20 protein-coding genes are annotated in these 26,011 nt (G+C 41.4%); 14 read left to right on the top strand and 6 right to left on the bottom strand.

Going from position 1 to position 26,011, the window contains the following annotated elements:
* Nucleotides 1–14 precede the first annotated feature (14 nt).
* Both HGR01_RS18090 and HGR01_RS18085 read left to right on the top strand, forming a co-directional pair.
* A complete protein-coding gene (locus HGR01_RS18090) occupies nt 15–392 on the top strand; it encodes a hypothetical protein (RefSeq protein WP_045867435.1) in 378 nt (125 codons plus the stop codon).
* A 136-nt stretch (nt 393–528) separates the two neighbouring features.
* Nucleotides 529–657, top strand: coding sequence for a hypothetical protein (locus HGR01_RS18085; protein ID WP_255325123.1), 129 nt, complete (start codon nt 529–531; stop codon nt 655–657).
* Between the two features lie 86 nt (nt 658–743).
* Here HGR01_RS18085 and HGR01_RS18080 read toward each other — a convergent pair whose 3' ends face one another.
* Nucleotides 744–2,099: a UDP-N-acetylmuramoyl-tripeptide--D-alanyl-D-alanine ligase gene (locus HGR01_RS18080; protein WP_045867434.1), complete on the bottom strand. Its 1,356-nt coding sequence runs from the start codon at nt 2,097–2,099 to the stop codon at nt 744–746.
* 350 nt (nt 2,100–2,449) lie between these two features.
* Here HGR01_RS18080 and HGR01_RS18075 point away from each other — a divergent pair, with 350 nt between their 5' ends.
* Both HGR01_RS18075 and HGR01_RS18070 read left to right on the top strand, forming a co-directional pair.
* The gene (locus HGR01_RS18075; RefSeq protein ID WP_235622999.1) at nt 2,450–3,922 is read left to right on the top strand and encodes an ATP-binding protein; all 1,473 of its coding nucleotides are present in this window, start codon (nt 2,450–2,452) and stop codon (nt 3,920–3,922) included.
* A gap of 171 nt (nt 3,923–4,093) precedes the next feature.
* Entirely contained in the window at nt 4,094–4,972 is an 879-nt protein-coding gene (locus HGR01_RS18070) for a DUF72 domain-containing protein (RefSeq protein ID WP_045867433.1), read from the top strand.
* A 98-nt stretch (nt 4,973–5,070) separates the two neighbouring features.
* On the opposite strand, the gene HGR01_RS18065 is transcribed toward HGR01_RS18070, so the two are convergent.
* Nucleotides 5,071–5,643, bottom strand: coding sequence for a Rid family hydrolase (locus tag HGR01_RS18065; protein ID WP_045867432.1), 573 nt, complete (start codon nt 5,641–5,643; stop codon nt 5,071–5,073).
* Between the two features lie 925 nt (nt 5,644–6,568).
* Between HGR01_RS18065 and HGR01_RS18060 the strand changes: the two genes are divergently transcribed.
* The 10 genes from HGR01_RS18060 to hypB all read left to right on the top strand — a co-directional run bounded on the left by HGR01_RS18060 (nt 6,569) and on the right by hypB (nt 17,105).
* Nucleotides 6,569–7,558 carry a hypothetical protein gene (locus tag HGR01_RS18060; protein ID WP_045867431.1) on the top strand — a complete coding sequence of 330 codons (990 nt, stop codon included), beginning with the start codon at nt 6,569–6,571 and terminating at the stop codon, nt 7,556–7,558.
* A gap of 655 nt (nt 7,559–8,213) precedes the next feature.
* Nucleotides 8,214–9,431, top strand: coding sequence for a hypothetical protein (locus tag HGR01_RS18055; RefSeq protein WP_081583863.1), 1,218 nt, complete (start codon nt 8,214–8,216; stop codon nt 9,429–9,431).
* Nucleotides 9,421–11,952: a carbamoyltransferase HypF gene (hypF, locus tag HGR01_RS18050; protein WP_096621635.1), complete on the top strand. Its 2,532-nt coding sequence runs from the start codon at nt 9,421–9,423 to the stop codon at nt 11,950–11,952. Before HGR01_RS18055 ends, hypF begins: the two co-directional genes overlap by 11 nt.
* Nucleotides 11,953–12,136: 184 nt before the next feature.
* Nucleotides 12,137–12,397 carry a HypC/HybG/HupF family hydrogenase formation chaperone gene (locus HGR01_RS18045; protein WP_045867429.1) on the top strand — a complete coding sequence of 87 codons (261 nt, stop codon included), beginning with the start codon at nt 12,137–12,139 and terminating at the stop codon, nt 12,395–12,397.
* A gap of 55 nt (nt 12,398–12,452) precedes the next feature.
* Nucleotides 12,453–13,634, top strand: coding sequence for a hydrogenase formation protein HypD (hypD, locus tag HGR01_RS18040; protein WP_045867428.1), 1,182 nt, complete (start codon nt 12,453–12,455; stop codon nt 13,632–13,634).
* A gap of 266 nt (nt 13,635–13,900) precedes the next feature.
* Nucleotides 13,901–14,116: a tautomerase family protein gene (locus tag HGR01_RS18035; protein WP_045867427.1), complete on the top strand. Its 216-nt coding sequence runs from the start codon at nt 13,901–13,903 to the stop codon at nt 14,114–14,116.
* Nucleotides 14,117–14,181: 65 nt separating this feature from the next.
* Entirely contained in the window at nt 14,182–14,592 is a 411-nt protein-coding gene (locus tag HGR01_RS18030; protein ID WP_045867426.1) for a hypothetical protein, read from the top strand.
* A 98-nt stretch (nt 14,593–14,690) separates the two neighbouring features.
* Nucleotides 14,691–15,794, top strand: coding sequence for a hydrogenase expression/formation protein HypE (hypE, locus tag HGR01_RS18025; protein WP_045867425.1), 1,104 nt, complete (start codon nt 14,691–14,693; stop codon nt 15,792–15,794).
* A gap of 121 nt (nt 15,795–15,915) precedes the next feature.
* A complete protein-coding gene (gene hypA, locus HGR01_RS18020; protein ID WP_045867424.1) occupies nt 15,916–16,257 on the top strand; it encodes a hydrogenase maturation nickel metallochaperone HypA in 342 nt (113 codons plus the stop codon).
* Nucleotides 16,248–17,105 (top strand): hydrogenase nickel incorporation protein HypB, encoded by an 858-nt coding sequence (gene hypB, locus HGR01_RS18015; protein WP_096621633.1) that lies wholly within the window; start codon nt 16,248–16,250, stop codon nt 17,103–17,105. The genes hypA and hypB overlap by 10 nt, the downstream gene beginning before the upstream one ends.
* Before the next feature lie 122 nt (nt 17,106–17,227).
* Here the strand turns inward: hypB and HGR01_RS18010 are convergent, their stop codons facing one another.
* From HGR01_RS18010 to HGR01_RS17995, 4 genes are all read right to left on the bottom strand, one after another.
* On the bottom strand, nt 17,228–18,529 hold the full coding sequence (locus tag HGR01_RS18010; protein ID WP_045867422.1) for a response regulator: 1,302 nt from the start codon (nt 18,527–18,529) through the stop codon (nt 17,228–17,230).
* On the bottom strand, nt 18,526–21,306 hold the full coding sequence (locus tag HGR01_RS18005) for a CHASE2 domain-containing protein (protein WP_045867421.1): 2,781 nt from the start codon (nt 21,304–21,306) through the stop codon (nt 18,526–18,528). Before HGR01_RS18005 ends, HGR01_RS18010 begins: the two co-directional genes overlap by 4 nt.
* A 215-nt stretch (nt 21,307–21,521) precedes the next feature.
* Nucleotides 21,522–22,634 (bottom strand): DUF928 domain-containing protein, encoded by a 1,113-nt coding sequence (locus HGR01_RS18000; RefSeq protein WP_045867420.1) that lies wholly within the window; start codon nt 22,632–22,634, stop codon nt 21,522–21,524.
* A gap of 294 nt (nt 22,635–22,928) precedes the next feature.
* Nucleotides 22,929–25,481, bottom strand: coding sequence for a CHAT domain-containing protein (locus tag HGR01_RS17995; protein ID WP_096621630.1), 2,553 nt, complete (start codon nt 25,479–25,481; stop codon nt 22,929–22,931).
* Between the last annotated feature and the right edge of the window lie 530 nt (nt 25,482–26,011).

Below are 26,011 nucleotides of genomic sequence, written 5' to 3'. Positions count from 1 at the left end.
GGCGGTAGTACTAAATGAATATACACACTTTTGATAATCATTATGTTACTTGTCCAATTTGCCAAAGAAATGCCACGCCGAAAAAAATCAAGACGTGCATTGGCTTGTTTAGTTGTCCTTATTGCCAAGAAAAACTTGTAGTTTGCCAAAGCGGTCATTACGTCCGCGATCCGTTTACGCTGAAACAGATGATGATCTCTTCGTCACTACGCCGCCAAAGCAGCCCTTTAGCGAGAATTATCCGAGATTTCGTCTTCCTAAAGCGTCCTGTAGTAGCAATGGCTGTGGGAGGTATCATTCTCTTAAGTATGCTTGCTATTACTCAGCAAAATACAAATAGCGAACAGGAAAACTTTCCCCAAATAGAGAAAATGGATAAAAAAATTCAGTAAGCTTATTTACTGGTATAAATTATACTATTATAAACTTCTGGTAATCAGAAAATCAAGTATAACATTAATCACACCGTATGCTACCCCAGCTTGGGAGTATACGGTTTCATTTTGGTAGGAGGTTGGGGATTGGGGATTGGGGACTAGGGACTGGGGACTGGGGATAGGGGAAATGAGGGGAAATCACAAACACCCAACACCAAACACCAATTACCAATGCCCCATGCCCCATGCCCCATGCCCCATGCCCGATGCTCATCTTTAAAAGTAAAAAGCTAATGACTAATTTGCACCTTTAGCCATTAGCAATTCTTTATTACCTGTTATCCATTGCTGGGATGACTACAAGTTTCAATTGGCGAATTCCGCACGCAATTGATTGACAACTCGATCTAGTCCGACGGAATGGGCAGCTTTGAATAATAACCGATCGCCTTCTTGGACAAATGTCTTTAATCTGGCTACTAATTCCGCATGGCTGGTAAAGCATTCAGAGGGAATGCCTTCGGCGCTTTTGGCGATCGCTTCGGCATCTTGTCCATCGACTAAGACTAATAAGCCGTCTAATTTCAACTTTTGCACTGCCTCACCTACTCGCTGGTGTAGTTGTGGCGATCGCTCTCCTAATTCTTTCATTGCACCTAAAACTGCAATTTTGCGCTTTCCGGGTGTGTCTGCTAATAATTGCAGCGCTGCTAACATAGCTTCCGGTGCGGCATTGTAAGTTTCATCTAAGATTACCACGTCATTGGGTAAGGCAAATCGCTGCGATCGCCCTGTGGGCATATCTACATTTACACCCGCTTGTAAAGATGCCCAATCAATTCCTACTACTCTAGCTACGGCTAAAGCTGCCAAGAAATTTGTAACATTGTGACGACCAGGGAGGGGTAGAGGTAGCTGAATATCTTCTATTGCCAGTGTTTCATGATCAATTATTTCGCCAGAAATATCGCCGCCAGATAAGCCGTAGGTGATGACTTTTCCTTGCCAAACTTTGGCAGATGTCGAAATTAAGAGCGGATTATCTTGGTTGAGAATAGCAACGCTATCCTTAGGCATTTCGGCTAATAATTCACATTTGGCCTGAGCGATCGCCGCTTCGGAACCGAGTAATTCAATATGTGCTGTGCCGACATTGGTAATCACTCCAATTGTGGGATTGGCGATGTGGGTTAATTCGGCAATCTGTCCTTTACCCCGCATCGCCATTTCAATCACAGCGTAATCATGTTCTGGGCTAAGTTCTAGGAGAGTTTTCGGCACACCAATTTCGTTATTAAAATTCCCATAAGTCTTGTGTACACGTCCCTTTGTCGCCAAAACTGCAGCAATGAGTTCCTTTGTTGTAGTTTTACCCACAGAACCAGTTACCCCAATCACCGGAATTTGCCAGCGATCGCGCCACCAACGAGCAATTTTTTGATAGGCTTCTAGAGTATTTTTGACCTGTAATACCGGAAACCCAGGATTTTCATAATCAAAATCAACAATAGCCGCGATCGCACCTTTAGCGATCGCCGTAGCAACAAACTCGTGCCCATCAAACTTTTCACCTCGCAAAGCCACAAACACTTCACCTGGCTTAATCAGCCGAGTGTCTGTTTGGATACTGCTGCCTAATTGTGTTAAAGCGGCTGCTGATAAGTTGACAGGCTGGGCTAAAAGAATTTCAACCAGTTGATTTAAAGTGGCAGAACAAGGCATAAAAGTAAAAATTGTCCCCAAGAATAAATTATTGAAATTTTAGTAGCAAAAAGTCTGAAGGTGACAAATATTTTTGGGGATTGGGAACTCGGGGCCCCCTCTGGGGATAAGGGGTAATGGGGATTGGGGATTGGGGATTGGGGATTGGGGAACTCGGGGCCCCCTCTGGGGATAAGGGGTAATGGGGATTGGGGAATAACAAACAGCAAATGACAAATGACGAATGACAAACCCCAATTACTCATTACCCATGACCACATCCGAAAAAATGATACTATTCTGTCGGAAGGCTGTGACTCCGTGTGTGCATTGATTAATGAAAAACTCCACCAGGAGGGGAAGAAGTTTCGGTGTCCCGCCACAAACCCCAAGCGGCGGGGCTGCTATTTCTCCGCCGCTTTCCAGAAATATTAGCGAAAGGTAGCGGAATTATGCTTTGTATAGAAGATCTGCTGACTCTGGAACTATTTCAAACTTTGCCACAGAATCGTCTGGATTGGATATGCGATCGCTCTCAAATACTTGACCTCAGTACTGATGAAATTTTAGTATCCGAAGGCGATCCTGCACGTGGCTTTTTTATTATGTTGTCTGGGCGAATGGGATTGACAAGGCGCAGTGATGGGATGGAAATGCCCATCGGACAGCACGACGCACCTAGCTTTTTTGGGGAAATTCCCATCTTGACAGGCGATCCTAACCCAGTTACAGTACGCGCCCTGACTGACTGTCATCTGTATCAACTATCAAGTGAAGATTTCCTGACATTGCTGCATGAGTGTCGCAACTTTGAGCAGGTGATTTTTAAAACCGTCGCCAAGCGATCGCGTGGATTAGAATCCTTCATCCGCAATCGGGAAAAAATGGCAGCGTTAGGCACACTAGCCGCAGGATTAGCCCACGAACTGAATAATCCAGCCGCCGCATTGGTTCGTGCTTTGCGGGATATCACCCCGGCATTATTAGAACTGCAACGCATGAATCTGGTGTATGGACAGCACCAAGTTGATGCAGAACATACCGCACAATGGATTAAAGCCCGAGATGAGGGCTATGAGAGCATTACCCACAAGCGGATTGATCCGATGAAATTGAGCGATCGCGAAGATGAATTGCTTGATTGGTTAGAAGATTATGGTGTTGAGGATGCTTGGAAACTTGCAGGGCCGCTAGCTGAAGGGGGTATCGAAATTACCACACTAGAAGAATTAACTGCACGCTGGCAAGATGATCAAACAGAAATGGGCACTATGGGCTTGCGTTGGTTAGCCCTTTCCTTTGAAGTTATGTCTATGATTAGCAGTGGCTTACGTGGTGCAGAAAGGATTGCGGAACTGGTGCAGTCAATGAAGTCTTATTCCCATTTAGATCAGGGTGCAAGACAATTAGTTGATATACATGAAGGTTTAGAAGATACTTTACGATTATTCTCATACAAAATAAAAAATGGCGTAGAAATTCGCAGGTCGTATAGTCCTGATATTCCTAAAATTTGGGCTTATGGCAGCGAATTAAATCAAGTGTGGACAAATTTGATTGATAACGCCATTGATGCCATGAACGAAAAAGGCATATTAGAAATTGTGACAACTCCCTATAGCGATCGCGTAGAAATCCAAATTACAGACTCCGGATCGGGTATTCCTCAAGAGATTAAATCACGAATTTTCGAGCCATTTTTCACAACTAAGCCTGTTGGTAAGGGTTCCGGCTTAGGCTTAGAAGTAGTACGCCGCATCGTCGAAATCCGCCATCAAGGAAGCATTACAGTCTATTCCCAACCAGGGAAAACGCAATTTACTATTTGTCTCCCGATTGCTTGAGATTGGGTAATGGGGATTGGGGACTGGGGAACTCGGGGCCCCCTCTGGGGATAAGGGGTAATGGGGATTGGGGACTGGGGAAATGAGGAGGATAAGGGAGATGAGGGGGATAAGGGAGATAAATGTTTATTACCAATTACCTATTACCAATTACCTATTACCCAATGACAAATGACAAATGACAAACCTGTAAAATTTCTGATTGGTTGTGCTGTTTGGGCATATAAAGGATGGGTGGGTGAACTCTATCCTTCAGGTACTCGCACAGCTGAGTTTCTGTCTCTCTACAGTCGCCGCTTCACTACTGTAGAGGGAAATACTACTTTCTACGCTATTCCTAACCAGGAAACTGTCACTCGCTGGGCGACGGAAACACCCCCAGGTTTTGAATTTTGTTTAAAATTACCACGTGATATTACCCATCAAGGTTTGTTGCAACCATATATCCCTGCGGCTTTACAATTTTTGGAAGGAATGCGTCCTTTGGGTAAGCGTCTTGGCCCAATATTTGCTCAATTACCGCCAAGTTACGCACCTATATTAATAGAAGATTTGACTACTTTTTTAGAAGCTTGGCCACGTACAGTTGCACCCCTAGCGCTAGAAGTTCGCCATCCAGATTGGTTTAAGGAACCTCATGCTAGTAATTTGACGGCGCTGTTAGAAAAGCTCAATGTTGGTAGAGTACTGTTAGACTCGCGCCCCATCTACACTGGAGATGATGATCCTCAGCTCAATTCAGAACGACGCAAACCGAAATTACCAGTACAATTTAGCGTCACAGCACCTTTTACCCTCATTCGCTTTATTTCGCATCCAAATTTACCTGTAAATCAGCCGTTTATGGAAGAATGGGTAACGCAGATTCAACAGTGGTTACAGGCGGGAGTGCAGATTTATTTCTTTGTTCATTGTCCTATAGAAGAGCGATCGCCCAGCACAGCCCGTCACTTCCAAAATTTACTAGAACAGAATGGTGTAGCAGTTCCTCCCCTACCTTGGAATAACCTCGATCGCCCACCCAATCAGCTCAGTTTATGGGATTTGTAATGCTGTAGGGGCAAGGCATCTACAATCTTTTGATATATCAAATATTTTACAGGTGCCGTGCCCCTACCCATCTGTCGCCTTCTTTTTTCAAAATGGTATTAAAACGGGAACATTCCGCTCTCTGGTTTTTCTGGAATTACGGCATAAGCATCTATTTCAAATAACATCCGATCAAGTGCAAGCCTAGGAACAGGGATGAGGGTGTTTGCTGGTGGTTTATTCCCCCACAAATTAGCAATTTCACGTCCTAACGGTATCAATTTCTCTTGGGTGTGATTAACTATAAGCACAGTAGTTTTAGCTACATGTTCTGGTTTGGCACCCACCGCTTGTAAGGCAAAGCGGAGGTTCTGAAAAGCCCGTACCAACTGCTCTTCATAATCATCAGAAATCACATTGCCTTGCAAATCTGAACCAAATTGACCAGAAATATAAACCGTTTTTGCTCTTGCTGGTGTAACAGCTATATGGCTATAGCCATTTTGGGGTGCATTATATAGGGTTGGTGGATTTACCAGTTTCACATCTTGGTTTTCACGAGCATTCACTTCAGTTTGTGTTCCTGCTACAAAGGTGGTGCCTAATCCTGCACCACCAATCCACAAAAGTGCATTGCGTCGCGATAGTTTATTTACTAATGAATTGACAGCACTGGTAATACGCTGAGTCATTAAAGCTCCTTAAATAAGTAATTCAGTAAGTTTGCAATTGAACATAACAATATTCAGCAATATAAATTGAAAAAGCTTTAATTTTTCTTCTTCAAAACTTTACATATTGCGTTAATCAAGCGTACTTACCTACGAAAAAACTATTACATATTAAGCATAAAATGAAACTCGCTAATAGTAAAGGATAATCGGATATTAAGCAGTAAAAAATAAAAAGTAAAAAGATAATCCCCATAAATAAAGCGCAAAGTTCAGTTGGCCGGAAGCTGGCGAACTGAACTTTGCAAGATAGGGGATTTGATCAAGAAGTATTATTTCTCGACTGCAGTCGCCACAAGTCGGCAAACCCTTTCGGCAATTGCTCATGGGGGAAACCTCTCTCCCCTTAGGAGAAGACCGTATTGCCTCTTTTGACGGAGACGCTACGCGAATACCAAGTCAGAACTTTGTCAGAATGACAGCCTCAGCTAGTTATCTTTAATTTCGCCGAACTACTTAACTGAAATGTATTGTATTATTAACACCAAAAATTGTGGTGCGATCGCAACATAATATGCACCAAAATTGAAGGAATCGCCGCAGCCAATCCATGTCCATAAACATCTCAACATATCTCAATAAATAATATTTATTTAATCTATTTAGTTGTCAATCTGTGCAATTGCATCAAACAATACAGATAATCATTTAATATCAATTTACTAAGATCATGTAGCGTATGCATCAGTATAATCGCAAGATATAAATTAAGAATTAAATTGTGTATATTTTGATTAAAATAAGCTTGTGATTTGGAGAATTGAGGCAGTAAAGTACTTTAAAGTTGAAGCAAATTAGCCGATGAGATAAATTGTAGCTACACTGACCATCTCTAGGACAAAATACTTGCAACTATGTGTACACCCATCATTGCAATCGTGTTGAGATGACCCCAAGCATTACAGATTCAACAGTTAAGGCCGCGATCGCAGCTATTGCATCGGAGTCAGCAACGACACAAGAGAAAATCGAAATGTTGATTGAACTGGCACATGGTTTACAGAAAAAACCTAAAACTCCTCAAGATTTATGGAGTACAGTTGATCTGTATAAACGAGCTTGCGAAATGTGTGGGGATGATTATCCGCTACTAAAAGCTAGGGCTAAGGTGGGTATAGCTGGTGCTTTGAAATCAATTCCTGATGAAGGGACAGAATTACTACTACAAGCAAAAGCAGCTTATACAGAAGCACTACCAATTTTGCAACAATTAGCCTCTAAAGAAGAAATAGCGGAAGCACAGATGAATTTAGGGCTAGTGTTGCAATCTCTAGTGCCTTTTAATTTAGCCCAAATTGCCGATAGCATTAAAGCTTATCAAGATGCATTGCGGGTATTTAATTCCGAGAAATACCCAGAAGAATACGCAATTTTACACAATAATATTGCCATTGCTTACCTGTCAATTTCTACGGGAATGGAACAAAAGCAATTGTGTGAAGGTTTAGCTGTACAAACATTTGAAGCAGCACTCAAGCAGATAAACCTAATTGAAAATCCCAGAGAATACGCGATGTTGCAAAATAATTTAGGTAATGCTTTGCAATATCTCCAAAGTACCCATCCTGTAGAGAATAATTTAAGAGCGATCGCAGCTTACGATGAAGCATTAAAAGTGCGTAATTCTCATGATACACCGTTAGAATACGCTAACACAATTTCTAACAAAGCTAACGCCTTGTTTAATCTACCGGATGACCTTGAAAAACCAGAAAAAGGAAATCCTCAAAATTTATTAAAAGCGCGTGCTTACTATCAAGAAGCTTGGGAAATATTCACAGAGTATCAACAATTAGAACAAGCACAAGTTGTAGCCCAAGCCCTGCAAGAACTGGAAATAGAACTAAAACTACAACAGGAGAAACTTGATAATTAGGGACTGGCAAGTAATAAAATTCTATCGCTATTGTTGAGTGTTGACTGTTGACTGTCACGACTTGAAGCGAAATAATTTATTGTTTGGATTTGTCTAAATGCTTTCTCACTGATTAATCATTTCTCTACCCTGATGCTTCAGTAAGCTAAAGGGTAGAGTAGTTGCAAATGTTCACACCAAAACGCAAATTTGCATATGAGAGCAAAGTTGCTAGTGCTGATACAGTAGGGCTAAGTTTTTGATGAGAAAATACAAATGACAAAATGATTTGTAAGAGACCTCCAGAAAAAGAAATGCCCAATTGTCATTGCGAATGTAGCGAAGCTAAATGAAGCAACCGCAAAATATTGGGATTGCTTCACTACACTCCGTTTCGCTCGCAATGACAGCTTTTGGATCAATCATTCTGTGGAGTTCTCTAATTGTTTACCCTGTTATACCAATTCAAATAATGTTGGTAACATATCAATCTATTCTAGAGGACAAGGCATTGCCTTGCCCCTACAATCTGTCACATTCTTTTTTCAAATTGGTATTACAAATGTAATTACGAATTACGAATTACGAATTATTAATTACGTAGCTTGCTTCTCTCCCGAGGTAGGTATTACGAGTTAATATTTTGTCAAGAACTATCAGCATTCATCTGCGGTTAATGTACAACTCGATTAATATTACTCCTAACCCTTCATTACCGTCAGAAGCCACAGGAATTGCACCAAAATTACCTTTGTCACTTGCAGGTGCAGAAGTGATTTTAGGTGCAAATCTAGAAACAGAAAACTTCGTCATGCCTTTAGCACCGAGTCCCATGACAATGTTTGGCCCTCGTGCTGCTTGTTTAATCTCAGAAACCGGGCCATTATGGGTATCTGATACAGGACATCATCGATTATTAGGATGGCGAAATTTACCAACTACAGATAATCAAAGTGCTGATTGGGTAATTGGACAACCAGACTTTTACCATGAAGGACAAAATGCGAAAGGAACACCAGGAAGGGCAACTGTTAGCGTCCCCACGGGGATTTGTCGCTGCGGTTCTGGATTAGCTGTTGCTGATGCTTGGAATCACCGAGTTTTAATTTGGAAAAATTTGCCAGAAGATAATAATGTTCCAGCAGATTTGGTGTTAGGACAAGCTAATTTTACCGACAATGAACCTAATCGAGGTAGTCAATCACCAGATGCAAATACGATGCACTGGCCCTATGGGATTTTATATCATCAAGGTAAGCTATTTGTAGCTGATACTGGCAATCGCCGGCTGCTAATTTGGCAGCAATTACCTACAGAAAATGGTCAACCAGCCGATTTAGTGTTGGGGCAACCAGATATGATATCTCGTAATGAAAATTGTGGCGCTTCTCCCACTGCTGTGAGTATGCGCTGGTGTCATGATATGACCTTTTGGGGAGACAATTTAGTTGTCAGCGATGCAGGTAATAATCGGGTGATGATTTGGCAAGGAATGCCCACAGAAAATAATACTCCTTGTGCCGTAGTCTTGGGACAAAAAGACTTTAATAATGTCGAGATGAATCAGGGAGTTTATTTTCCCAGTGCCAGTAGTTTAAGTATGCCCTATGGAGTGGATGCGGCTGGTGATTGGTTATTAGTTGCAGATACCGCTAACTCTCGCTTGCTAGGATGGCAAAAGCCAGAATCAATCCTATCACTGCAAGGTGCGGCAGCAGATGCCTTGGCTGGGCAAGCTAATTTTAAAAATAAAGGTGAAAATCGAGATTTTGGATTACCAACAAGAGAAAGTTTAAATTGGTGTTACGGTATCAAGATTTGTGGTCAAACTGCGGTAATAGCTGATTCTGGAAATAACCGAATTTTGCTGTGGCGGTTTAATTATGGCGACTGAAGAAATTAGAGTTCGTGGTACTGTTCAGGGTGTAGGTTTTCGCCCTACCGTTTATCGGATTGCCAAAGCTTGCGGTTTGCGGGGAGATGTTTGTAATGATGGACAAGGTGTGTTGATTCGCCTATCTGGTAGCGAAGCAGCCTTAGCAGAATTTATCGCCAAATTACAGCAAGAATGCCCACCTTTAGCAAAAATTGCAGAAATCATCAGAACGCCGCTGATAGAAGAATTGCATTTTGATGATTTTGCGATCGCCCATAGTGTTACTAATAAAGTTAAAACAGCCATCTCTCCTGACGCGGCGATTTGTCCCCAATGTCAACAAGAAATTTTTGACCCTTTTAGCCGCTATTTTCGCTACCCCTTTACCAACTGTACCCATTGCGGCCCCAGATTAAGTATTATTCGCGCCATTCCCTATGACAGATGCAACACCAGTATGTCTGCATTTACCATGTGTCCCCAATGTGAACAGGAATACCACGATATCGAAAATCGCCGCTTTCACGCCCAACCTGTAGCTTGCCATATCTGCGGCCCTACTGCTTGGTTAGAACGTGCGGATGGTAAATCAGTTACCGCTTCTATGTTCTCCATGTTAGATGATGTGGATGCCGTTTGTACTCTGTTGCAAAAAGGTGAAATTGTCGCCATTAAAGGCTTAAGCGGGATTCATTTAGCTTGTGATGCTACTCAAGAAGCCACAGTCCAAAAACTGCGTCAGCGTAAAAACCGCTATCACAAACCCTTTGCTTTAATGGCTAGGGATATCGACATTATTGCCCAATATTGCACCATCAGCCCGCAAGAACAAGAGTTATTAAGGAGTCCTGCTGCGCCTATTGTTTTGTTGCGGAGAAAGGGATTGGGGATTGGGGACTGGGGACAAATCAATTCAAAATTCAAAATTCAAAATTCAAAATTAAATAACTCCTGGGGATTAGGGATTGGGGAACAGAAACTAAATCAAAAATCTTCAATCCAAAATCCAAAATCCGTCTTGAAAAGTTTGCTCAACGGGGGGGAACCCCCGCACGCAACTTTTCGCAAAATCCAAAATTCCATTGCGCCTTCAGTCGCACCAGGGCAAAATCGCCTTGGGTTTATGTTACCTTATACGCCGTTACATCACCTGATTTTGAAGCGGATGAATCGTCCGATTGTGTTAACTAGTGGCAATTTATCGGATGAACCGCAATGTATTGATAATGAAGTAGCAAAAGAGAAATTAAGCAAAATCGCCGATTATTTTCTGTTACATAATCGAGAGATTGTGAACCGAGCTGATGATTCGGTGGTGAGGGTTGTAGGCGAGAAATTGCAAATCATTCGTCGCGCTAGAGGCTATGCGCCAGCACCAATTAATTTACCCCCAGGATTTGATAATATTCCGCAGATTTTAGCAATGGGTAGCGAGTTAAAAAATACCTTTTGTTTACTGCGGGAAGGGCAAGCAATTCTCTCGCAACATTTAGGAGATTTAGAAAATGCTGCGGCTTTTGATGCCTATCAAGATACATTAAATTTGTACTTAAATTTATTTGAACATCAACCAGAAGTAATTGCGATTGATAAACACCCAGAATATCTTTCAACCAAACTAGGAAAAGAATTAGCAGCAGCTAACCATTTACCAATTTACCCAATCCAGCATCATCACGCCCATATTGCTGCTTGTATGGCAGAAAATGGCCTTCCTCTTGATGCTTCTCCAGTTTTAGGTATTGCCTTAGATGGCTTGGGTTATGGCGAAGATGGTACACTTTGGGGCGGAGAATTTCTGTTAGCAGATTACCGCAAATTTCAGCGATTAGCAGCATTGAAACCTATAGCGATGATTGGTGGCGCACAAGCCATATATCAGCCTTGGCGTAACACTTATGCCCATCTCATAGCCGCCGATAGTTGGGAAAATCTCAAAAAAAACTATGGCGATTTAGAAATCTTAAAATTTTTGGAAGAAAAGCCCCTCAAGGTACTAAATCAGTTAATAGAAAAAGGCATTAATTCGCCTCAAGCTTCTTCAGCGGGTAGATTGTTTGATGCTGTAGCGGCGGCGCTTGGGATTTGTCGGGAAGAATGTAGCTATGAAGGACAAGCTGCGATCGCAATGGAAGCCTTAATTGATGAGCATAGCTTAAATCATCCTAAAGAAAATCCAAATTATCCGTTTAATTTTAGCTTTTTCGATAATATTTACTGTATAGACCCTAGCCCTATGTGGTCAGCCTTGCTCAAAGACTTGCAAAATCAGATATCCCAAGGAATAATAGCGACAAAATTTCATCAGAGTCTAGCCAAAACAATTGCCCAAATGGTTAAATATCTGACGCAAGAACATGTGATTAATCAGGTCGTCTTAACAGGAGGCGTATTTCAAAACTGTATTTTATTAGAGCAAGTTACTAGGGATTTACAAACATTGGGAATCACAGTCCTAACTCATAGCTTAGTTCCAGTCAACGATGGTGGTATATCTTTAGGTCAAGCTGTAATTGCAGCTGCACAGTTAAGCGCTTAATTATCCTTAATAAACTGACACCTTGCAGAAATTTCTCTTATATTATCTCTGTCGTTATTCTTCTAAAGATTGTAATTCGTTATTAGTCATTTGCCCTAAATCCATCCAAATGATTAATGACAAATGATAATCTGCCCAACTGATTGACAAATTAACTGCATAACACTGCCAAAGGAAAATAAAAATGTGTTTGGGAATCCCCGGTCAAATTGTTGAAATCTCCGACGTTAATCATAAGCTGGCCATTGTCAATGTTGGTGGTGTGAAGCGACAAGTAAATATTTCTTGCATTGTCGATGAACAACATCCCCCAGAAGCTTGCATCGGCGATTGGGTATTAGTTCATGTAGGCTTTGCGATGAATCGAATTAACGAAGCAGAAGCAGCAGAAACATTACAATTATTGCAAGAACTAGCAGCAGCGCAAGCAGAAGTTAGTGCATAATCCTTGCTCAAAAACATATTCAAATTAATCCAAAATCCCCATCTCAAATCTTCAGATGAAATACGTTGATGAATTCCGCGAACCAGCCAAAGCCGAAGGCTTATACCGCGAAATTGCCAAATTAAGCCAGCAGTTAGATAAACCCATCAAAATCATGGAAATCTGTGGCGGGCATACCCATTCTATATTTAAGTATGGGATAGAAGACATCTTGCCTGATACCATCGAATTAATTCATGGGCCTGGTTGTCCAGTATGCGTCATGCCTAGAGGTAGATTAGATGATGCGATCGCAATTTCCCAAAATTCTCACGTTATCTTCACCACCTTTGGCGATGCTATGCGAGTCCCCGGTTCCACCACCAGCTTGCTGCAAGCCAAAGCCACAGGCGCAGATATTCGCATGGTGTACTCGCCTCTAGATAGCTTAAAAATTGCTAAAGAAAACCCCAACAAAGAAGTCGTATTTTTCGGCTTAGGCTTTGAAACCACAGCCCCCAGTACCGCCTTCACCATCCTGCAAGCAGCAGCCGAAAATATCAGCAATTTTAGTATGTTTTGCAATCACGTCCTCGTGATCCCCGCCTTGCAAGCATTACTAGATAACCCCGATTTGCAACTCGATGGCTTTGTCGGCCCTGGCCATGTCAGCATGGTAATTGGGACTGACCCTTATCAATTTATTGCCCAACAATACCATAAACCCATAGTTGTCTCCGGCTTTGAACCCCTAGACATCCTGCAATCGATTTGGATGCTGTTACAACAGCTATTAGAAAATCGTTGCGAAGTCGAAAACCAATACAACCGCATTGTACAGCCAGCCGGCAATCAAATCGCCCTCAAAGCTATTAACCAAGTGTTTATGGCGCGAGAAACTTTTGAATGGCGTGGCTTAGGTGACATTCCTTATTCTGGCTTACAAATTCGCCCCGAATACGCACAATTCGATGCTGAACAGAAATTTAGCATTCCTAACCAGAAAGTTGCCGACCATAAAGCTTGCCAATGTGGAGAAATCCTCAAAGGCGTATTGAAACCTTGGCAATGTAAAGTTTTTGGTACAGCTTGCACCCCAGAAACACCAATTGGTACTTGCATGGTATCTTCCGAAGGTGCCTGTGCGGCTTACTATAAATATGGCAGACTCTCCACCATTGCCAAGAAAACCAACCTAGAAACACCCAAGGTCAACATATCTCAAGAACCTCTCCCCGCTTGTGGGACTGTTAGTTAGAGGTTAAGAGCTAGAAATTAGACTTCTTGTCTACCTTCTTCTTTGCGTCTACCCTTCGGGTTCTGCTTTGCAGTATGCAAGAGACTCTATAAAAAGCGCTTACAAGGAACAATAAAAATCAATCTTCAATGCCCAATGCCCAATGCCCATTTATTGACGATTTTTGGATTCTGCTTTGCATCTATCAATAATATCAAAAGATGTGATTAATTGCGGCGAACACTGTTGTAATTCCTAAGTAATCCAACTCGAGGAAAAATAAACTTATGCCATTTGTTACAGTTCAAATTGCCAAAGGTCACTCAATTGAAAAAAAGCGCAAACTAGTACAAGCCGTCACTGATGCCCTGGTTTCAGCTTTAGGTACTAAACCAGAGTGGATCACCGTTCATATTGATGAATTTGAAAGAGAAAATTGGGCTGTTGGTGGTCAATTACACTCTGATAAACATAGCGGTAGACACGCAGAAACGGGCAGATAAAATAGAGGGCATAACTACTAAATATTTTGCCCCCATTAATAGCGATCGCATAGAGGGGAATTTTCATGAACAACGATAATCAACAACGTCAAATATGGCTACTTTGTTTAGTAGGCATTAATATTGTTGCCTCCATTTTGCATTACAGCGACAATATTATTTTCTTCAATCAATATCCGGAACCATCTTGGTTCACACCTAAAATCACAGATTCTTGTTGGTTGGTCATGACACCTTTAGGTTTAGCTGGCTATTACCAATATATTAAGAGGTCTTTCAATTCTGCTTACTTATGTTTGTACATTTATATAATCATGAGTCAGTTAACTTTAGGACAATACATAATTACCCCGATGTGGGAACTGTCCATAAAAATGAATACTTTAATCTTATTTGAAACGGTAGCTACAATTCCTCTACTAGCTTTTGTTGCTTGGTCACAATTATTGCTAAAAGAAGGTAAGCAAGCTACATAATCATTAAAACTATTACCAATAATTTCAAAAAGTAGGGTGTGTTGTCGCATAGCGCAACGCACCGCCTTAGCTAAAAAAATAAATTAGAAAAATTCGATATGGAAGTTTTACCAACCAACTCAGCACAAAATCCCCTATTTCAAAAAATCGAAAAAATTCGCCGTCGCCAGCCTAAAGTGCGAGATACTCATATTACCCTCGCACATGGTAGTGGTGGTAAAGCCATGCGCGATTTAATTGATGATATTTTTGTCCAAAGTTTTGATAACCCCATTCTCTCCCAACTAGAAGACCAAGCTAGTTTTAACTTAGCCAGTCTCATGCAACAGGGAGACAGATTAGCTTTTACTACTGATTCCTATGTTGTAGATCCCTTATTTTTTCCAGGTAGCGATATTGGAGAATTAGCCATCAATGGCACAATTAATGATTTAGCCGTGAGTGGTGCAAAACCTTTATATCTTACTTGTAGCGTAATTTTAGAAGAAGGCTTACCAATAGAAACTTTACGCCGTGTAGTTACCAGTATGAAAGCAGCCGCTAATCAAGCGGGTATTCAAATTGTGACTGGTGACACCAAAGTTGTACATCGCGGTGCTGCCGATAAACTATTTATTAATACTGCTGGTATTGGCATTATTCCTCCCGGAATTGAAATTTCTGCCCATAAAATTCAGCCAGGAGATGCCATCATTATCAATGGCGAATTAGGCAATCATGGTGCAGCAATTTTAATTGCCCGTGGTGAATTAGCATTAGATACTAATATTGAAAGTGACTGTCAACCATTGCATAGTTTAGTAGAAACCATCCTCAATGTTTGCCCAGAAGTTCATGCCATGCGAGATGCAACTCGTGGTGGTTTAGCCACAGTTTTAAACGAATTTGCCCTCAGTTCAGATGTAGGAATCCGCCTCTACGAACAATCTATTCCAGTTAGGGAAGAAGTCAAAGGCGTTTGTGAACTTCTCGGTTTAGATCCCTTGTATCTTGCCAACGAAGGTAAGTTAGTAGTAGTAGTACCCAAACAAAAAGCAGAAGCAGTTCTAGCAGCCATGAAATCTCACCCGGCTGGTAAAGAGGCTGCCATTCTTGGTGAAGCTATCCCTTCACCTGAAGGTGTAGTTTTATTAAAAACTCTTTTCAATGCCGAACGAATTGTTGATATGTTAGTAGGCGACCAATTACCCAGAATTTGTTAATTATTACTAACCATGTTTGATATCATTCCTATAAATTATCTCAAAAAATCGCAAATTAACATCAATAATTATCTGTGTTAATCCGCGTTCATCGGCGGTTATAAATTTCCCTCATAAATCTATGCACGAACTCGGAATTACACAAAATATTGTTGCCATAGTCACAGAACACGCCCAAGGTAAAAAAGTTCAAAGAGTCGCATTAGAAATTGGCAAGCTATCAGCCATTATGCCTGATGCCATTCGGTTTTGTTTTGATATTTGCGCTCAAGGTACAGTTTTAGAAAGTGCAAAATTAGAAATTAGAGAAATTCCTGGTTTAGCAGAATGTCGTCAATGTGGCAACAAAATTGCTTTAGACAAACCCTTTGGTGTTTGTGAATGTGGTAGCGTGCAATTAAATTTAATAACTGGTGAAGAATTAAAAATTAAGGAAATAGAAATAGAGGAAATATGTGTGTAACTTGCGGTTGTTCTGACGATGCAGAAAGCAAAGTAACTAATTTAGCTACAGGTGAAGTAAATCATCATCACCATCATCATGATGATGGCAATCACACTCATACCTTACCAGATGGTACTGTAATTACCCATTCCCATAGTCACGACCATCATCAAGAAGCATCGCAGATTCATGCCAAAATGCATGGTACAACAATTAGTTTAGAACAAGATATTTTAGCAAAGAATAACCTCTTAGCTGCTCAAAATCGGGGCTGGTTTAAAGGGCGAAATATTCTGGCATTAAATTTAATGAGTTCTCCTGGTGCTGGTAAAACAACTTTATTAACTCGCACTATTAATGATTTAAAATCTAAATTAACTATCAGCGTCATTGAAGGCGATCAAGAAACAACTAATGATGCCAAAAAAATTCAAGAAACTGGCTGTAAAGTTGTGCAAATTAACACAGGTACAGGCTGTCATTTAGATGCTTCGATGATTGAAAGGGGTTTACAACAACTCAACCCACCTTTAAACTCAGTGGTGATGATTGAGAATGTGGGTAACTTAGTTTGTCCAGCATTATTTGATTTAGGCGAACAGGCAAAAGTTGTCATTCTCTCTGTAACTGAAGGAGAAGATAAACCAATTAAATATCCGCATATGTTCCGCGCTAGTGAGGTGATGATTCTCACTAAAATCGATTTATTGCCTTATGTACAATTTGATGTGCAAAAATGTCTAGAATATGCACGTCAAGTTAACCCAGAAATTCAGATTTTTCAAGTTTCTTCTACTACAGGTGCTGGGTTAGAAACTTGGTATGATTGGTTATCAAAAAAAGTTAGCTTACCTGTGATGGGGTAATTGCTATAAATGTGATGCGTTAAGCTGACGCTAACGCATACTAAAATAAATTTTATCGTTTGAGTTAATTGAATTCAAAAATTAATATAAAAATAAGTTTTTTAAAATTATTTAATAGCCTGTTAAATAGGCAAGATAATAACGAATTTAGTTCCTTCTCCAGGCATTGAGAAGCATCTAATTTGTCCATTATGTTTATCAACAATAATTTGGTAGCTAATCGCTAAACCTAATCCAGTACCTTTACCCACAGGTTTGGTGGTAAATGATGGCTCAAAAACTCTAGCTTGCACTTCTGGAGGCATACCGGGGCCATTATCCTGGATGCAAATTGTGACGCTTTGCTGCTGAGGATCAACTGATGTTGTAATAGTTAGAGTATTTTGTTCATTTAGTGGTGCTTGATGAGAGTGGTTGTGATAGTATTCATCAAAGGCATCAATGGCATTGGCAATGATATTCATAAACACCTGATTCAGTTGTCCTGGATAGCAACTGATTGGGGGTAATTCACCGTATTCAGTGATAGTATGAATTCGAGGGCGATCGCCACTATCTTTGAGGCGATGTTTCAACAGCATTAAAGTGCTATCAATACCTTCATGAATTTGATACTCTACCTTGGATGACATATCAGCACGGGCAAAGGTTCTCAAAGACAAGCTGATATCTTTTAGGCGAGAAATTCCCTGAGACATTGATGTTAACAATTTGGGGAGATCCTCAGTAATATACTCAAAGTCGATTTCCTCAACTAAATCTTCAATTTCTGGATCGGGATCTGGTAGCTTCTCTTGATAAAGATATATCAACCGCAGCAAATGGTTGACATATCCCTTGATATGAGCAGTATTGCCGTCAAGAAAACCAACTGGGTTATTAATCTCATGACCAATACCTGCAACTAGTTGTCCTAAGGTGGACATTTTCTCGCTTTGAATGAGTTGCAGTTGAGTTTGTTGCAACCTTTGTATAGACTGGCTTAATTCAGCGGTGCGTTCTTGCACCCGTTGTTCTAATGTCCGAGTTAGATAGGAGATTTTGAGGTGTAGCTTTAATCGGGCAATGACTTCTTCTTGTTGAAAAGGTTTGGTAATGTAGTCAACAGCCCCAATTTCTAATCCTTTGACTTTATCTGTAGTTTCAGATAAAGCTGTCATGAAAATAATAGGTGTATTTTTAGTTATAGGATTGGCTTTTAATCTTCGACAAGTCTCAAACCCATCTATACCTGGCATCATCACATCTAAGAGAATGAGATCCGGATGGGCATATTCTGTTTGTTCGATCGCAGATTCGCCATCTGTGGCCATGAGTGCTTTCCAACCATGTCCCTGAATCGCTTCTGATAGCACCTTGAGATTGTTGGGATTGTCATCCACTAATAAGATATGCATTGACTTTGAAAGAGGATCAGTCATCATTGACGTGACTCCGTGGTGATAAATGATTTAAGTAATTTACGGATTTTACCCGTTTGGAAAGTAGCAGTAAGTTGTTTCAACTCGTTCGCAAGATTACTGTATTGGCTGTTTTGCTCTACTAACTCTTCTATAATTCCCTCAATCGCCGGAATATCTCCCATCATTGCCAAATGATACATATGTTGTAAAATATCTTGCGATGGTAAAACAAATTCGCTCTCTAATGGCTGCTCAAGTGGCGCAGATGACTGTTGCGGTGCAGGTTGGGCATAAATCCATTCCACTTTCAACACCGAACGCAAGGCATTCAATAGTTCCTCAACTTGCAGGGGTTTGGGTACAAATGCTGTTGCGCCAGCCTCTAAACTGCGCTGACGATTTTCTTCAAATACATTGGCACTCGAAACAATAATCGGAATCGAACGAGTTTGTGGCTGCGATTGTAGATGTACCATCAACTCAAAACCATCCATATTGGGCATAGCTAAATCAAGCAAAATCACATCCGGAATGTATTCTTTGGCTAATGCTAACCCTTGTTTGCCTTCGCTGGCTTCTAAAATTCGACAACCAATTTGTTGTAATAAATTAATTAATAACGCACGGTGATTTTCATCATCATCAACAATGAGAATCTGAGGCGCACTACCCTGAATGCCGCTAATTTTCTGCTGCGTGGGAGAGATTGAGTCTGTATGCCAGTCATGGGAAAGTGGTACTGATACTGCCAAATCTAGCCAAAATACGCTACCTTCACCCAGGTGGCTCTGCACTTGAATTTCGCTCCCCATCAATGCCGCAATCCTTTGGCTAATCGCCAATCCTAAGCCAGTACCATCAGATCGCTGTCCGCCTTTACCGACTTGCTCAAAAGGCAAAAAGATTTTCTCGATTTGATCGTGTGGCATCCCAATACCTGTATCTTCAATTTGGAAGCGAATTTTGGGATTTGGTGTTTGAGTATTTTCCTGATTCTCAGCTTCTAGTAATTCTACTTTGAAGGTCACACCACCAGTATCTGTGAATTTGATGGCATTACCCAGCAAATTTATTAATAATTGGCGCAAGCGTTTTTCATCGGCTTGTATTACAGATGGTAGGCGATCGCTAATTAAAATATTAAATGCTATCTTTTTTTGCTGTGCTCGAATACCACAAATCTCGGTAACGCTATGTAAGAAGCTCGATAAATGCACATTAGTCGTTACCAATTCCAATTTTCGGGCTTCAATCTTGGAAAGGTCGAGAATGTCATTGATCAGCATCAGTAAATGTGAGCCGCATTGATGGATGATCCGGACTCCTTCGAGGTTTTTTGCTGTTAAGTTGGGCGAGCCTTCTAGTACCTGGGCAAAACCTAAGATGCCATTGAGCGGCGTACGTAACTCGTGACTCATATTTGCCAAAAACTCACTCTTTGCTTGGTTAGCAGTATCAGCCGCTTGCTTGGCTTCTAGTAGTTCTTGAGTACGTTCTTCAACTTTTGTCTCTAGGGTTTTGGAATAGTCCAAGAGTTGATCGTTAGCAATTTCTAGTTGGCGATTTGTTTGTTCTAATTTTTGTTGTTTATAGGCATTTGTTGTAGCAATCACGCTACTAATAAAGGCGGCTAAAGCGGGTGTTACTGGAATTACGATCCCGTACAGAAATGCACCGTAAGTACCACCCAAACACAGCCCACTGGTGCCTAAAGTTGCCCACAGCATTTTACCACCAGGAACCCGCCACCCAGTACGAGTACTTGCTACTAACCAACTACCAGTTGAACCCAGCAAAGCCCAAAAAACAATCCAAATTGATGTAGAAATCCCAGAAATACCGTGGAGAGTGGTTCGACCAGTTTTTGCCCCTCGTACTAATTGGTGAGCAATATTGGCATGGATCACTACACCTGGAGTCGGTTTTTGAGCAGATAACCCAGAGGAAAAAGGTGTGCTGAAAAAATCATTAGTACTAGATGCAACTGAGCCAATAAACACCATGCGATCGCGCATGAAGTTTGCCGGAATTCGCCCAGCTAAAACATTCCGCATCTTCACTGTATGAAATGCAGTTTCGGAACCATGCCAGTTAAGTAGAATTTGATAGCCGCCTAAATCATCATCAGCATAACCTGCTTCTTGATTTTTTAGAGGTACGTAGGTTTCCTGACCCAATTGAAACTTTTGTTGTTTGGGGTCAATACTTTCTAAACTAATACCATCAGCTTCTAAGTACTTAAGTGCTACTAAGGTTGCCATCCCAGCTTTAAGAGTACCTTTTTCTTTGGGATCTTCAGCTGTTAAAAGGGCACGGCGGACAAAGCGATCGCCATCCAATACCAAATCAGCTAATCCCACTTGATCGCGTTTTTTTAATTCTGGTGGAGGTTGAACACGCTCACCTGTGATTTTCTCTACTCCAATTAAATTAGGAGTACTACTAAAAACTTTTACTAGTTGTTCATTGCCAGTGCCTTCCGGTAAATCTCGATAGAGATCCAAGCCAATAGCTCTAGGTTTTTGTGCACGAATTTTATCTAGTAATTCAGCTAATGCCCAATCTGGAATTGGCCATTTCCGTACCGATTGAATATCTTGCTCATCGATTGTCACAATCACAATTTCGTCAGCTATCTTGTCTTGGGATGACTCACGAAACCATTCATCGCGGATTTTCCATTCTGGCAAATTAAAAAGTCCCAAAGACTGCCCAAATATAACCGTTAGGGCAACGCTGGGTGTAATAATTAAAATGCTACGAGTTTGTTGAATAAAAGCCTTGAATTTGTGCCACATATTTGGGCCACACAGTTAATTTATTGCAGTCAATATAATTAATAATTACTAATTCGTAAGACGCGCCTCCGGTAAGAAGCAAATACGTAATTTGTAATTCAAAAATTCTTTCATACCATTTCACTAAAAGCCTTATTCCACATACCCATTACCCATTTTCAATTTCAGGATAAATAATTTCGTAGCCAGCAGCACTGGCTACGAAATACTGAAAATTAATTTAACCGAACCGTGGCCAACTCTTTCAAGCTGACTGATGAGAGGAGTTCTTCCCATTGCTTGCTGAGGCTGACATTAGTTGGTTGATCGGTGTGTAACATAGCAAGTGTGGCCACACAGTCATACCAAACCCCGTTTTTACCCAAAGCTGTCGCCCGTTTCAAAGCGTCTTGATCCTGCATTGCCGTTGCTAATTCTGCATTGGGCTGGATGCGTTGAATCCAACCATCGACGTAAGGTGTACTGGGACTGAGTTCTCCATTTATTTTCAGCGCCAAAAACCAATGGTAATTTTTGTTCACGGCTAAAGCAGGTGCATCTGTAGGCAATTGCACAGCAATTACTCCAGATTTACCCGCAACAGGAACAGTCATTTGATGCTGCGTATTGCCCGCTTCATCCTTGAGACTGAATACGGCTTCTGCAGCATTGGAAGCTGGAATATAGACCAGAATTGTCGGATGTTCTGACAATGTTGTGCCATAAAAGCTTTCAGGTAGGAGTGCAATCAGCGCTGCTGGCCCTGTTGCTGCTACTGTTGAAGGATTTAATTCGTATGTACCAACGCGAGAAGCGCCGCCTGCTGCTTGTTGTGGTGTACCTTTCCCAGCAACCGGTGTAAACAAGTCGCCGCGAGAAGCACCCCCACTCGCTTGTCGTGGTGTACCTTTCCCCGCAACTGGTGTAAACAGGTCACCGCGAGAAGCCCCTCCTGTGGCTTGTCTGGGTGTACCTTTTCCCGAGGTAGGAGTAAATAAACTACCGCGAGAAGCTCCTCCTGTGGCTTGTCTGGGTGTACCTTTTCCCGAGGTAGGAGTAAATAAACTACCACGAGAAGCCCCTCCTGTAGCTTGTCTGGGTGTACCCTTTCCCGAAGCAGGAGGAATAAATAAACTACCACGAGAAGCTCCTCCTGTGGCTTGGCTAGGTGCACCCTTTCCCGAAGCAGGAGGAGTAAATAAACTACCACGAGAAGCCCCTCCTGTGGCTTGGCTAGGCGCACCATTGTTTGGAGGTGGGGTAAATGTCAACGCATAAGCACTTGACCATGTGGTACTAGCCATCAAAGCGACGACGCTTAATGTACTAGCTAAATATTGACGTTTCATTATCTTTACCTCGTTTACAAGGCGTGATATTTAATACTCTATTCCGACTTGATAAGTAAACTTGTGTTATTAATCTAATCACAACTTTTTTAAGCGGAATACACAGTTTTAGTATATGCTTATTTTCCTTATTCTCTGATAATTTCCAGCTAATTTTTGATAAATATCACACTTATATCCCAAAAAGATAGACAGTGATATCACTGAGAAAAACACTTGATTGACGAGTTCTAAGTACTGATATTTTACGTTCAATAATTTACTATTAAAACAGTACTTATACTTGAGTAATACTTACTGCCAACTGCCGACTAAAACAAAAGCAGACCAAAAGAACGGATCGACAAAATCAGTTTGGCGAATTAGGTTGATTTGGGCTTGTCGCAGTGCTTCGGCTTTAGTGATGTTGGGTTGTCGTAGTTGATCGTAGAAGCGAGTCATCAGCATAGCAGCTGCCTTATCTTTAACTGGCCAGAGGGTGGCGATAGTGGAACGGGCACCAGACTTGACAGCTAATCCTGCTAATCCCAGCACAGCGCGATCATCACCAGTGGCTGTATCACAGGCACTCAATACGAGCAACTCAATCGCTTTCGATGGCTCGTTACCTCGATTTTTTAGGAGTTCGGACAACTCTCTGACATTAACTTCTCCATCCCAAGTAAGTAAGAAAGTATCTTCTAGGCGGGAACTAAATTGTCCGTGGGTTGCTAAATGGACAACATCAGCACTACTAGATTTGACACGATCCGCAAGAGCTTGACCGGTGAATTGCTGATTGAGCAACATCGAAGAAGGTACTGTCTTAGAGATTTGCCTCACTTCTGATTCCACAGCCGGCAAAGCGCTAAAGCCACTACGAGATTCACTGATACCACCAACGATCGCATCAATATGATTTTGTTGGAGCGATCGCGCGGCTATTAATTGCATTCCCGGTGAAAGGGCCACAGCATACTTTTCGATGAGGTATTGCTTACCATCATATAAAGCTGCCATCGGAATATTACGTAAGTGACCATCCAGCACAAATACCAATGTCTTAGTATCTTTGAAAGCTTGGTCTGCTTCTGCTGGGCGAATTAGCCAATCGTAAATCTGTTGAGAAACGCGATCGCGTTCTTTAGAATCGGAGACAGGGTTAAAGCCAACTAATAATTTGTCGAGAGTTTGCTCAATTTCCCCTTGAGATTTGTGTGTCACATAATAACGCAGTGGATGCCCAGTTTGAGAGAGAATAACTGCTAGGCGATCAGGCAAAATAATCGGATAAACCACCGTTGCTGTGGGGTCAACCTGGTCAATCTGTTTAGCTCTATCTAAACAGGCTTCGCGGAAAAAGTTATCTAATTCGGCAATTTGTAGAGATTCGATTAACTCACGGGCTTGCATGAGTTCTGTTTGAGTTGGTTGCTCGTCTAACAGTAAACCTACCAGTTCCCGGTAAACAGGCTCGACACTCTCGCGAAAAGAAAACTGGACATCTGGATTAATAGCCACCAAATCGCCCCGCAGTGCCTTTAAAGCCTTAACTGCTTCACTATAAGCTTTAATTGCTTTTGGGCGATCGCCTTGTTGTTTATACAACTTACCCACCTGCCAAGCTGATTGAGCAATGATATCCTCGGCTTCGAGTTGGCGGGCAATATTGAGGGATTTCTGCGCTAATTCTTTGGCCTGCGCTAACTGCTGTGTCCGACTATAAAGTTTTCCCCATTGATGCAGTGCGTAAGCTTCTGCTTGTGTATCTTGCAGCTGCTGTGCAGACTTAACTGTCACGGCCATCAGTTGACCCAAATCCTTGAGAGGTACGATTTGCTCAGGATTTTCTAAGCGATTGAGGGTAGCAACAAAATTGATGGCTGCGTAGAGGGAGGTATGGCTGGTAGGCAGTTCTGCCAGTTGTTGTTGTATTTGCGGTGCTAAAGGAGCAGCTAGTTCCAGCTTGTCGTAGTCAATGAAAAGTTTAAACAGAGCTAGATGCGCTTGTAATTGATCGCCTGGATTAGCAGTGATTTTTTGTGCCTGTTCAAAGTAATCTAATGCCGCATCCGGATCTTGTAAGTCTACGGCAGTTTTACCCAAATTCAACAAAATAGAACTTAAATGAGGTGTAGCACCAATTTTATTGGCGGCTGCTAAACTTTGCTCTAATATCTGTTGACTCTTGCCAGAATCGCCAATCATTTGCAGCGCTAAACCAAGCGATCGCAACCCACTCACTTTGACTTCTGAATCTGGCATTGCTGCCAGTTTTTGCGTGAGCGCCTCTAACTGCTGTTTAGAACGGCGATAAAATCCTAAACTTTGTAAAGCCTGTGCTTGGTTGATTTGACTACCCAAATTGCCCATCTGGTCGCCTGCTTGCTCATAAAATTTTTGAGCTTGTTGCCAACTTTCCAGAGCAACTTCGGCTTTACCAGTGTGTAGTTGCAAATTTCCTCTAGTATTGAGTATTTGCGCCCAGACAATTGCATCAGCAGGGGGTGAAAGTTTTTGTAAAAGCTTGACACTTTCCTCAATAGATTGACTGGCGGCTGGCCATTGATTAAGTTCCTGTTGTGCCAGTGAGACATAACTTAAACTCAAGGCTTCATTGAGGCGATCTCCTTGAGTGTGATATTGCTGTGCTGCTGTTTGCCAAACTTTAACTGCTTCTGTAAATTGCCCTGAGCGATAGAGGTTTCGTCCCTCTTCTAGCTGATTGGTAGATGTTGAAGCGTTGAAAATAGGATTTGTAGATACTTCCACAGATGCTCTAGCAGGTGTGATAGTTACAGCTAAACACAAACTCAGAAGACTCAGACTGATATATAGATAACGACGTTGTGTGATGAAAAAAGTCATAACTCATTACTCATAGGTTAAAAATTAGTCACAGCACTTTCTTAAATATTGCCCAACTGATGATGCAATCTATCAATTTCAGCTTTTAATGCTGGTTGTTTAGTGAATTATGGAAAAGGCAAGAGCACTGGTGTACCTTTTTGGGGAAATAAGCTACTTGTAGCGTCTCTGATAGGAGAGGACTGTCATTTGTCAAATTGCACTCAATGGCAGAACCGCTATATTTACCAAACCTAACCAAACAACAGTTGCTTTCATCAGTCAGTCTCTAATTACACCTATTAAAGAGCCGATTCAGTACAAGCATTTGATAAAAAATCTGTTATTTAAAGCAAAGATGTAGCGCAATACTTAATGGGGTGTATGCCTACCCAAAAACTGTGCCTGAAACTTTTTTATGTGCATATAATTTATTGTGATCACCTAATATTGAGTGAACTGACTCTGAATGTATATTTCCCAAAATAATATCGCTTGTAACAGCACTACATTATTGATAAATTGAGTCATTAACCAAAAATCAGGGTATG

The sequence above is a fragment of the Tolypothrix sp. PCC 7712 genome, assembly GCF_025860405.1.
GTDB lineage: Bacteria > Cyanobacteriota > Cyanobacteriia > Cyanobacteriales > Nostocaceae > Aulosira > Aulosira diplosiphon.
Note: the sequence above shows the minus strand (reverse complement) of the source record. Positions and strands in the feature narration are given on the sequence as shown.